We start from the raw sequence: 8,077 nt of genomic DNA on the forward strand, positions 1-8,077 counted from the left end.
AAATCCTCAGTGGCGGACTGCCAATATTGGGTGACATCGACTTTCTCTAGACGACCCAAATTGGGCTTGGAGGGGGGCTGGGCAGACATGGGTGCGATCTCTCTAACGATTCATCCTCCCCTACCGTCAAATTACATCAAGGAGGAAACGGGCTTAATATTCAATAGCTTAACGGGTATAGAGTCCCTCAGATTAGCCAAATCAACGGCAATATTGAACTTGGGGTCAGACCTAAAAGTACAGTACCCGCTCCCAATCCCTGGAGCGGCTGGGTCTCAACTCCTCTGTTCAGGGTTGGGGGGAATTTTTGAAGATGCTAGCTTATCCGCCCAACGGGTAGTTTCCGGTAGCCGATAGCAGGTGGTGCAGCTCATCACATACTCAATGGCACTGTCCAAACTAATCCGATGTCCCAAAGAAATGTACAAAGGCTTTGTCTGGGGGCGAGTGCGGAGGACTGCACCAATTCGTTCGTCCTTGTCGATTAAGGGCTGCCAATTCCCCCGGGTTTGATCCACAGGTTCATGCTTTCCTACTAAACGTGATTTAGCTACGCCAATCGCAGGCAAATCCACCAGCACGCCTAAGTGGCAGGCGATGCCAAAACGTCGGGGGTGGGCAAGCCCCTGACCATCACAAATCAGGAGATCTGGGGTGGTTTGGATTTGGGTTAAAGCCGCTAAAACCGTAGGAATTTCTCGAAACGATAACAAGCCAGGAATGTAGGGAAACGTAGTGGGTTGGCGAGCGATGGTTGTTTCGTGGAGTGTTAGCTCGGGCCACGTCAGAACTGCGATCGCAGCGCGGGTCGTTTTACCTTGGTCTTCAAATCCGACATCCACTCCCGCGACAAAGCGCACTTCATTAAAGTCGTCGGTGGGGATGACCTGGGAACAAAGTTGTTTTTGGAGTTGAATGGCGTCTTGAGCCGTTTGAGGCCAACTCTCAATTTTAGGAACTTGCACTTACCACTTATGCAGCCAGTGAGTATCGATAAAATCCATCACCATTAAGGAACCGAGCATACCGCCCATAATTCCCAGAATAAATATTAGAGGGTTGGCAACGGCAATTAAACTACCCAAGGCGCACATAACTACCGTCAGAAAGAAAAGAATTATGACTAATAGTAACGGTCTGAAGAGATCCATATTAAATTCTTATGAGTTATATTTCAATTTGTAATGCGGTGATTGTTATTGTACTGTATTCGTGCACCGGCCCAGTCTAATTTCTCTCGTAGGGTCCGATAGTAAGAGTAATTTTCCCGCAGTAATACAAACCTGGCCCGGCATTTGGCCATCCAAATATCTACTCGCTGACCTGGCCAAATTGAGGTGCACAGCACCCCATCCATCCACAATTTGGTCGCAAGCTCTCGATCTGCAAGGGGCCAAATACTAACTCTTGATCCGGGGGGTAGTACAATCGGGCGACTGGATAAGCTCAACGGACAAATCGGCGTGATCGCCAGGGCTTCCATGCCCGGATGTAAAATCGGTCCACTGGCTGCAACGGTATAGCAGGTTGAACCCGTAGGCGTCGCCACTAATAAGCCATCCCCCTGGTACTGATCCACCACTTCACCATCGATTTCCAGTTCCAAGATGGAGGTAATCATGCGATCGGCTGAAGCAGGCTTGATACACATTTCATTGAGGGCAATGTAAAACGGTTCCTCTTCAGGGGTATCCGTTGAATCAACATCTCGATCGGCAACCCGCGCCCGCAGCATCATCCGTTGCTGAACGGCATAGCGGTCTTCAAGAATGCGTTGCCAGACTTGCTCGGTGTCCATAAATAGATCGGCTGGTTCAGTCAGGAATCCCAAATGGCCGCCAATATTGACCGCTAACATCGGAATCCCATCAGGCGCCAAATGACGAGCTGCCGCCAGGGCAGTGCCGTCTCCCCCAAGCACAATTGCTAGGTCAATGGGTTGAGTAGCAGAGGCCAAAAACACAGGATAGGGATTATCTTTTGGACCGCTAGGCCCCATCAAAATATGGCAGTTTCGAGCTTCTAGCTGACGAGCACATTTCTCAGCCCATCGTTGGCTGAAGGTATCCCCAGCTTTATAGACAATAATCACTTGCTGCAACTGCACCCGATCGGTCCCCTTTCTGCTTTGCTCAAGCCTATGTACTCACCCTACCCTTTTCGCAGCAGTTTATGAGCGGGGGGCCGATTCTGATAAGTGAGTCGCCTCAGAGGGGGTGACTGGTGCGACTGGGCATCGCATAAAGTTCAATTTGAATTTCCATAACCGAGGATGGGGACGAAAGACGCGAAAACAGCGTTTAACCCCAGCGGGGAGATCTGCCCAGGGCTGAATGGAAAAGCCCAACTGCTGATAGAACGGAACAACTTGAGGTTTACAGGCGAGGTAAACATCCTCGGAAGACTCTTGGATTAGCGTTTGGACAATTTGCGACCCCCACCCTTGATGACGAAATTGCGATTGGACGAAGACATAGGCCAACTCACTGTGGTTGGTGTAGGAATTTAATAATGCACAGCCCACCAAAGCTTCGTCCTTCTCAATCACTCGAAACCGGGACCAGTTAATCAGCGCACCACAAAATCGCATCATCAACTGGCCCGTCACTAGACTGGCAAGATAAAAGCCTAAACCCACCGTTGCTACGCTAGTCACTACCAAAATAAACTCGACGTCAACCATCGTTGTTGACTGTCGCCATTGGAATTGCAACCACAAGGCCAATCCCACTAATCCCAACCGAAAAAAGGCATACCCAAATAGGCGTATATCTAACTCAATGCCTTCATCCCAGGTAAATTGCCAAAGCATGCGCTGTATCGCCCACTTATCCTGGGGTTGGGCGGGACGCAGAACAAAAGGAGTGGAAGTCGACATCGAGCGAATGACAGAGGATGGGGTTGTTCCATTCATATCATTTGCCCGTCCGAATCATTGAAATTGCCTGGGCTAACTGCAATGCGTCTGGGTCTTGGCTAAGTCAAGAGCTGAGAACAAAAGGACATGATTCGGGTCGAACGCCGCTTTAATATGCCGCCCCTCTATTAACGCCTCCCCCGTCAGAATTACTAATCATCGCCGACGGAGGCATTCCATCACTAAACCCGGTATGCGCAAAGCCTTGATTAAATCAACTGACTGCTTTACCCAAATTCCATGACATGTCTTGGCTGAGACTTAATTTATGCCCCGGCAAGAAAACAAGATCGAAGCTTTCAGAAGGGCGGTTTCAGATTACTATGGAAGGAATGACTGAAACCTGAAAAGCGTAGATCAGGCATTCGCTGTCCTTGCATCTTCGAGCAGGGGCATTGAAATCTGCTCAGGGAAGGGCGTAACGCACTTGGCTTCATTATTATGAACCGCATTCACCCTTCTGCTTGAGTCCGTCGTTTTAGAGAAAAAAGAACCCATGAGTGAGTCGGAAATTTTTGGCAAAGTAAAAGATATTGTTGCTGAGCAACTCAGTGTCGATGCGGACAAAGTAACGCCAGAAGCGAGCTTCCAGAACGATCTAGATGCTGACTCCCTGGATGTTGTAGAAATGGTAATGGCTCTGGAAGAAGAGTTTGATATCGAAATCCCTGACGAAGCAGCCGAAGAGATCCTGACGGTTCAAGCTGCCGTTGACTTTATTGCAGGCAAAGTAAAGGCTTAGTCATCCTCAAGACAGTGTTGCCTGCTTTTGCTTGCAGCACTGTGATTAACCCCTGATTATTCTCATCCTAATGCCGATCACATGTGACCATCATGACTAACCTAGAGCCTAAACGCGTTGTAATTACAGGGCTGGGGGCCATTACTCCATTGGGGAATACCCTTGCTGAATACTGGGACGGGTTGCTAGCGGGTCGCAGCGGTATTGGCCCTATTACCCGGTTTGATGCGGCTCGCCATGCCTGCCGGATTGCCGGAGAAGTCAAAGACTTCGATCCTCAAGACTATATGGATCGCAAAGATGCCAAGCGCATGGACCGCTTTGCCCAGTTTGCGGTGGCTGCCAGCAAACAAGCCTTAGCGGATGCCGACTTCACCATTGACGATAGCAATGCGAACGATATCGGCATTATTATCGGTACCGGCATTGGGGGGCTTAAAGTCCTAGAGGATCAGCAGGAAATTTATCTCACCAAAGGGCCGGATCGCTGTAGTCCCTTTATGATTCCGATGATGATTGCCAATATGGCAGCGGGATTAACGGCGATTCATGTGGGTGCTAAAGGCCCTAACTCCTGTTCAGTGACGGCTTGTGCTGCTGGCTCTAACGCCATTGGCGATGCCTTTCGATTCGTTCAACGAGGCTATACCAAAGCCATGATTTGCGGGGGTACAGAAGCTGCAGTCACCCCCTTATCCATTGCTGGATTTGCGGCCTGCCGAGCCCTTTCCACCCGCAATGATGAGCCCACAAAAGCCAGTCGTCCTTTTGATAAAGATCGGGATGGCTTTGTCCTTGGCGAAGGAGTGGGAATTCTCTTGATCGAGGAACTGGAGCATGCTCTAGCCCGAGGTGCCAAAATTTATGCGGAATTGATTGGCTATGGGGTCACTTGCGATGCCCACCATATGACGTCGCCTTCCCCCGGTGGTGTGGGTGCCGCCCGAGCGATTGAGTTATGTCTAAAGGACGCTAACCTCACCCCGGATCAGATCAGCTATATCAATGCCCATGGCACCAGCACCAGCGCTAACGATACGACAGAAACGGCTGCCATTAAGCATGCCATCGGTGATAATGCTTATCGAGTAGCTATTAGTTCCACCAAATCGATGACGGGGCATTTACTGGGCGGTTCGGGTGGAATTGAAGCGGTAGCTACGGCTATGGCAATCGCCAAGAATCAAGTCCCACCAACCGTTAATCTGGATCATCCAGATGAAGGGTGCGATCTGGACTATATCCCCCATACCAGCCGCCAATTAACGGTTGATGTTGCCCTTTCCAACTCCTTTGGATTTGGCGGTCACAATGTCACCCTCGCCTTTCGAAAATATGCTGATTAATGTTAGACATCTGCCGTAATGGCACGGATGTTTGAGGCTTGTCCCTACCAAGCCTCTTTTTGACGCCTATGAGAGAACACAAACACCGCCGTTCCGCCTATTCCTTCTTGCCGTTCACTAAATATTAGAAATTCAAGCTTATGGTTGTTGCGACCCAATCCTTAGACGAACTCTGTATTAATTCAATCCGTTTTCTGGCTATTGATGCCGTCGAAAAAGCAAAATCGGGACACCCAGGTTTACCGATGGGCGCTGCTCCCATGGCCTATGTGCTTTGGGACCGCATTATGCGGTTTAATCCCAAAAACCCCTATTGGTTTAACCGTGATCGGTTCGTCCTATCTGCTGGGCATGGCTGCATGCTGCAATATGCCCTTCTCCATCTGACTGGGTTTAACAGCGTTTCCCTTGAAGAAATTAAGAATTTCCGTCAGTGGGGTTCAAAAACTCCGGGACACCCTGAGAACTTTGAAACCCCTGGGGTGGAAGTCACGACTGGACCTTTGGGACAGGGCATTTGTAATGCCGTCGGTTTGGCGATGGCCGAAGCCCATTTGGCAGCCAAGTTCAACAAGCCAGAGCATACCCTGGTCGATCATTATTCCTATGTCATCTTAGGTGATGGTTGCAATATGGAAGGGGTTTCGGGAGAAGCCTGTTCTTTAGCTGGACACCTCGGGTTGGGTAAGCTGATTGCCCTTTACGATGACAACCATATTTCCATTGATGGTTCTACAGATATTTCCTTCACAGAAGATGTAGGCAAGCGATTTGAAGCCTATGGCTGGCATGTTCAGCATGTTGAGAATGGCAATACCGATCTAGATGGCATTCAGAAGGCGATTGAAACAGCGAAAGCTGTAACCGATAAGCCCTCATTGATCAAGGTCACGACTACTATTGGCTACGGGTCTCCGAATAAGGCCGATACCGCTGGTATTCATGGTGCTGCCCTTGGAGATGCAGAAATTAAAGCCACCCGAGAAAATCTAGGCTGGAGTCATGAACCCTTTGATATTCCTGATGATGTCCTGTCTCATTTCCGCCAAGCCGTCGATCGGGGTGCTATAGCTGAATCCGAGTGGGATGCGGTTCTGACCTCCTATCGATCTCAATATCCTGCTGAGGCAGCTGAATTTGAGCGGATGTTGAAAGGAGAACTTCCTGCAGATTGGGATAAGTCTCTCCCCAGCTACACGCCTGCAGATAAAGGTCTAGCCACACGGAAGCATTCCGAAATCACCATCAATGCTTTGGCAGGTGCCATTCCTGAGATGATTGGTGGCTCTGCTGACCTGACCCACTCCAACCTGACTGAAATCAAAGGCTCAGGGAATTTCCAAAAGGGAGATTACAATAACCGCAACCTCCGGTTTGGGGTGCGCGAGCATGGCATGGGGGCGATCTGTAACGGTATTGCCTTACATAATTCTGGCCTAATTCCCTACTGCGCCACCTTCCTGGTATTTGCCGACTATATGAGAGCGGCGATCCGTCTGTCTGCCTTGGCCGAAGCGGGTGTTATTTACGTGATGACCCATGACTCCATTGGCTTAGGAGAAGACGGTCCGACTCACCAACCCGTGGAGACGATTGCTTCTTTGCGGGCCATTCCCACTTTGACGGTGATTCGACCTGCGGATGGGAATGAGGTATCTGGGGCGTATAAAGTTGCGATCGCAAGTCGGAAATACCCCACACTGATTGCCTTTACTCGTCAGGCCCTCCCTAACTTAGCCGGTAGCTCCATTGATGCCGTGGCCAAGGGCGCTTACATTATGTCCGACAGCGATGGCACGCCCGACATGATTATGATTGCGACAGGTAGTGAAGTGCACCTTTGTGAGCAAGCTGCTGAGCAGTTACGGTCTGAAGGTAAGAAGGTTCGCGTGGTCTCCATGCCCTCCTGGGAGTTATTTGAAGCTCAAACACCTGAGTATAAAGAGTCTGTTTTACCTAAGGCTATTACCAAGCGCTTGGCCGTCGAAGCTGCTGCCGATTTTGGTTGGCATCGATATATTGGCTTTGAAGGGCAGTCCATCAGCATCAACCGTTTTGGTGCGTCTGCTCCTGGCAATACCTGTTTAGAGCAGTTTGGATTTACCGTTCAGAACGTACTGGCTAAAGCCAAAGATTTACTGAGCTAACTCAACTCATTCAGCTCTAAGTCTAATAGCAGTCTCTCTTCTTTAGGGAGACTGTTCTCTTTTATGCGGATTCAATACCTGACTGAGTGCTTGTGAGACTGAATGAGGCGCATATCCGAGAGAGAATGCGCTAGAGCTATCCAGAGACACATCAGCGGGGCGAGGCGTCGTGAGTTCAATATCCTTTTGGAAACAGCCCGCTAATAGTGAGTCAGAAAATCCTAGGATACGTACCAGCGCTTGCCCGATTTCATAGCGAGACAAACGGGCAGGGCCGCCTAAATGCAAAACGCAACGCCGCATCTTTAAGGTCAGCAAGAGCCCGCGAGCAGCATCTGCCCCACTTACAGGTGTTCGAAATTCATCCTTAAACAGTTGTAGAGGTTTTCCTGACTGCAAATTCTGAATCATTGGTTGGATAAAGCTGGGGGCATGGGGAACGACGCCAAACATTAATGGTAGGCGTCCAATCGTCACCTGAGGATAGCGATCGCGCATCCCTCGCTCAGCTGCAACCTTTTGCTCACCATAGTGATTAGCCGGAGAGACCGGATCGGACTCCGAATAGGGAGGGCTTAGACCATCAAACACTAAGTCCGTTGAAACAAATACTAGCGGAATGTGTTGATCCGCGCAGAGCCCCGCTAAGTTCCAAGAGGCCTCTACATTGATTGCAAAGGTTGCTTGAGGTTCTGTTTGGCAGATATGGGGACGGGCTTGAGCCGCAGCATGGATAACGGCATCCGGCTGCACTGTCTGCAAGATATGTTGGACTGACCTTTACTCGAAAAAGTGGACATTCTCGAAGAGTTGATACCCCAGGAGAATGTTTACATGCCCCAAAGACCCCGTCGCACCTTTACTGCCGAACAGAAGGCTGAGGCTGTCAAAATTGTTCAACAGTCTGGTAAATCTGTTAATCAAG

9 protein-coding genes are annotated in these 8,077 nt (G+C 49.8%); 4 read left to right on the forward strand and 5 right to left on the reverse strand.

Annotated elements, in window-relative coordinates:
• On the forward strand, nt 1-357 hold a 357-nt coding region (locus Q0991_RS24040; protein ID WP_299493449.1), incomplete at its 5' end, for a hypothetical protein.
• Here the strand turns inward: Q0991_RS24040 and nfi are convergent.
• The 4 genes from nfi to Q0991_RS24060 form a co-directional block, all read right to left on the reverse strand.
• The gene (nfi, locus tag Q0991_RS24045) at nt 276-965 is read right to left on the reverse strand and encodes a deoxyribonuclease V (protein ID WP_299493451.1); all 690 of its coding nucleotides are present in this window, start codon (nt 963-965) and stop codon (nt 276-278) included. The two genes, Q0991_RS24040 and nfi, sit on opposite strands and share 82 nt — an antisense overlap.
• Nucleotides 966-1,094, reverse strand: coding sequence for a hypothetical protein (locus tag Q0991_RS24050; RefSeq protein WP_299493453.1), 129 nt, complete (start codon nt 1,092-1,094; stop codon nt 966-968).
• Between the two features lie 80 nt (nt 1,095-1,174).
• Entirely contained in the window at nt 1,175-2,107 is a 933-nt protein-coding gene (locus tag Q0991_RS24055) for an NAD(+) kinase (protein ID WP_299493455.1), read from the reverse strand.
• Nucleotides 2,108-2,170: 63 nt separating this feature from the next.
• Entirely contained in the window at nt 2,171-2,878 is a 708-nt protein-coding gene (locus Q0991_RS24060; RefSeq protein ID WP_299493457.1) for a GNAT family N-acetyltransferase, read from the reverse strand.
• 535 nt (nt 2,879-3,413) lie between these two features.
• On the opposite strand from Q0991_RS24060, the gene acpP reads away from it, so the two are divergent.
• The 3 genes from acpP to tkt all read left to right on the forward strand — a co-directional run bounded on the left by acpP (nt 3,414) and on the right by tkt (nt 7,152).
• Nucleotides 3,414-3,659, forward strand: a complete 246-nt coding sequence (acpP, locus tag Q0991_RS24065) for an acyl carrier protein (RefSeq protein WP_010477306.1) — start codon at nt 3,414-3,416, stop codon at nt 3,657-3,659.
• Nucleotides 3,660-3,751: 92 nt separating this feature from the next.
• The gene (gene fabF / locus Q0991_RS24070; protein ID WP_299493460.1) at nt 3,752-5,005 is read left to right on the forward strand and encodes a beta-ketoacyl-ACP synthase II; all 1,254 of its coding nucleotides are present in this window, start codon (nt 3,752-3,754) and stop codon (nt 5,003-5,005) included.
• Between the two features lie 140 nt (nt 5,006-5,145).
• On the forward strand, nt 5,146-7,152 hold the full coding sequence (gene tkt / locus Q0991_RS24075) for a transketolase (RefSeq protein ID WP_299493462.1): 2,007 nt from the start codon (nt 5,146-5,148) through the stop codon (nt 7,150-7,152).
• Nucleotides 7,153-7,194: 42 nt separating this feature from the next.
• Here the strand turns inward: tkt and Q0991_RS24080 are convergent, their stop codons facing one another.
• Nucleotides 7,195-7,917: a sugar nucleotide-binding protein gene (locus Q0991_RS24080; RefSeq protein WP_299493464.1), complete on the reverse strand. Its 723-nt coding sequence runs from the start codon at nt 7,915-7,917 to the stop codon at nt 7,195-7,197.
• Nucleotides 7,918-8,077 lie beyond the last annotated feature (160 nt).

The sequence above is a fragment of the Acaryochloris sp. IP29b_bin.137 genome (assembly GCF_028285745.1).
Classification (GTDB): domain Bacteria; phylum Cyanobacteriota; class Cyanobacteriia; order Thermosynechococcales; family Thermosynechococcaceae; genus Acaryochloris.